Origin of the sequence: Lentibacillus sp. L22, from assembly GCF_040812445.1 — a bacterium.
Taxonomy (GTDB): domain Bacteria; phylum Bacillota; class Bacilli; order Bacillales; family Amphibacillaceae; genus Lentibacillus_C; species Lentibacillus_C daqui.
On the sequence record NZ_JBFNXI010000094.1, the window covers coordinates 1 to 1,968 of the forward strand.

The 1,968-nt window shown below is 37.3% G+C and carries 1 protein-coding gene; it reads right to left on the reverse strand.

What is annotated here, in order from left to right; genetic code table 11:
* Positions 1–81: 81 nt before the first annotated feature.
* Entirely contained in the window at positions 82–1,824 is a 1,743-nt protein-coding gene (locus tag ABRT01_RS18165) for an IS1634 family transposase (RefSeq protein WP_269409629.1), read from the reverse strand.
* Positions 1,825–1,968 lie beyond the last annotated feature (144 nt).

The following is a 1,968-nucleotide window of genomic DNA, read 5'->3' on the forward strand; positions in this document are numbered from 1 at the left end:
TCTCATCTTTGACAGTAAAAATCACAGAAACGTCCTCATATTAGGCGCAACTGTGATTTTTTTAGTGCTAAAAAGTGAGTACTATTTACTTTTTTTAACCTCTTTTAAAATTTTTTTCATTTTTTGTATCGGCACGATTTCCGTGTCTGTTCGAAATCCGAAAACATCGTGCAATTTGTCTGTTAGATCTGTTCTGGTATAAGTAGGAATGTAACCCTCGTTTGTAGCTTTCAACACACGCATTTCCCGTAATGTTTGAATGATTTCAAAACAGGTAGCTGACTCGTCAATTTTCTTTTCAATTAGGCGGTAGGTCAATAATGACAGAAAGCATACTAAGAAGTGGGCCTTGATTCGCTCATCTTTTTGGAGGAAGACCGGTCGCGTTCGCATTTCACTTTTTAAAATGCGAAAGGTCTCTTCAATTTCCCAGCGTCGTTGGTTGATTTTAACAATTTCCCCTGGTGTGCTTTCCAAGTTTGTACATACACCATAAAAACCATCAAATTTCGATTCTTCATCAACGAGTGCTGAATTAATGGTGTACTTACTCTTTCCAGCAATCTCTCCATCTTCTGTGACATGTGTGGACTGTATAAAACGATCTGGCGAATTTGCCCGCTTTTTCTCTATCCGCGAAGGATTATCCACCTTTTTCAGTGCGCGATCTATTTGTTTTTCACGAATACCTGCTTGATAGCGTTTATGTTTCGGTGAAAAGGTGACGACCAATTTTTGTTCGAATCCATTTTCATTGATCCAGCGTTCTTTATGGTATACTTGTTTATCATTTTTAAGATCAAGATCATTCAGATTGATTGTTTGTTTTCTTTTCTTGGCGGCCGCTTTCTGAGTAGGATCTACCATCTCCCACCCTGAAGGATCCAAAGCCCACTCTTTCAAATGCTTTTTTAATTTTTTGATGGACTGTGTGGTGACAAAAGCTCGTTTATTCATAGAATTGTACAATCGATTTTCATGGGAAGAAAGCCCGGCATCTGTACAGACTACAAATTTAGATAGCTGAAAATCTTTCAAGATTCTTTTCTCCAGGGGCTTTAATGTTGGCTGCTCATTTTGATTCCCGGGATTGATTACAAAGGCGAGTGGAAGCCCGCTGCCATCCATAAATAATCCCATTTGAACGATTGGATTCGGACGGTTTTCTTTCGACATCCCATATTGTTTCAGACCTTCTTCTTCTTCAATCTCGAAATAGAAATTTGTACAGTCATAGTAAAGGAGCTCCGTCTTTCGCTCAACGATGGCTGTGCTATTTTTGTATACTGTCCTTTCGATCGTATCGGATTCCTCAGCTAAGATATCTAATGCCCGATATATATGCTGTGTATCTACGGAATGGGGCTCCAATAAATCATCTGCCCTCTCTAATGTTCCTTTTTTTGAAGTTGGGTAAATAACCCGCATGTATATTAGGAGAGCTAGAATCTTGTTTAAATCGTATGTAAAGTTGTGTCGATCGGAAATATCTTTACATATTTTATCTAGTTTTAGTTGATGATAAATCGACTTTAAGAAAAGATAACCAACGTTAAAAGATCGTTTTCCCACCTTTGGTATCGACTTTTTTGGATTGTACTTGACGATAATCGTTTCTGACTTTAGCTTTTTTTCTTCCGTTAATTTTTTTGCATATGCACGTGCCCATTCTTCCGGGTCAACACCAGGATATCTTTCACGAATTTCCTGTTCGTTGCCTAAAGATTCAATGACTTTCGTAGTTGATTTCCCATTAATATCTCTAACATTTTCAATAACGGAATAGGAAACAGAATTCTTGGATACACTTTTTTTAATACGCATGGATATCCCTCAAATCTTCTTGAATGCCTCTATCATAACATAGTACTATGTAGTACTCAATAATTTAATTAAAAATTTGACAAAAAAATAAAGCCATCACAGGCTTTAAAGGCAATTTCTGATTATGTAGGTGTCAAACTCCCG

Coding starts and splice junctions, on each gene's coding strand:
- ABRT01_RS18165 (WP_269409629.1), bottom strand. CDS start 1,824: ATGCGTATTAAAAAAAGTGTATCCAAGAATTCTGTTTCCTATTCCGTT.